This window comes from Stutzerimonas sp. LR2, from assembly GCF_055755175.1.
The window spans coordinates 1-881 of record NZ_JBVTRR010000055.1 but is presented as its reverse complement, the minus strand read 5'-3'; the positions used below and the strand labels follow the sequence as shown (position 1 = coordinate 881).

The window sequence follows — 881 nt, the reverse complement described above, 5'->3', positions numbered from 1 at the left end:
TGTGAACTATGACCGCTCCAGCGGTACTGTCATGGGTGGGGCATCTTCTGCATTGCCTAAGTTTGACATGAAGCAATCTGCCTCAACCAACCTTGCCAGCGCTAAGCAGAACGTTGAATCAGCCTCTGTAGAACGGTCAGCATCCGAAGGGAGAATGTTCCAAGAAGTTGCATCAAGTATGAGAAACGGCACCCAATCTCAGCAAAGTCAAGATGCGATGCAGGCAGCATTAGGTTCACTAACCTCATCCCAACGTTCATTTGTTCAAGACGTTGCTTCGCGTAACGGGACATCCGAAGCTGAAGCGTTGACAGCGTTAAACATGGGCTCTGTGCAAGGTAGCGCCGAGGCATCTGCTGGTTTGAAAATTGGGGGTTCAGGTGCCTCCGTTTCTGGGTCGGCATCTTTACAGCGTAATGAGTCAGCTTCAAAAGGGAAAACTCACACGGCTGATGCAAGTTATTCAAGCAGTGATAACGCCTCAAATAGTGACGCGATGAGTTCTCAAATTAGCCAAATCAGGTCACAATCTTCAATGGCCTATTACAGCAGTATGCAAGCATCTGGGCAAAGCACTGCGGCAACTCAACAATACGCTGAAGCTTATAAAAAGCAGGAGTCGGCTCAAAAATCCTATTCTGAAGCGCAGCAGTATTCGATGAGTAGCTCACTGGGCCAGAGTATGAACTCTGCACAGATAGCTCAAGCTATCGGTGGAAACTACGAGGCTCAAGCTGCATTGACTCAAGTGTTAGCAGGTCGCGAAGACTTATCTCAGCGGATCAATGAGGATACTGCACGCCTCTCTTCATTAGGGATGACGCAGGAAGATGCGCATACATTCGCCCAGTTCAGTGCGGCAGCATCAATCGGCCAAGCTG

The 881-nt window shown here is 49.1% G+C and carries 1 protein-coding gene; it reads left to right on the top strand.

Annotation, left to right across the window (positions count from 1 at the left end):
* Positions 1-881, top strand: an 881-nt coding sequence (locus ACVRRC_RS21985; RefSeq protein WP_472997574.1) for a hypothetical protein, incomplete at both ends; no start/stop codon positions are given.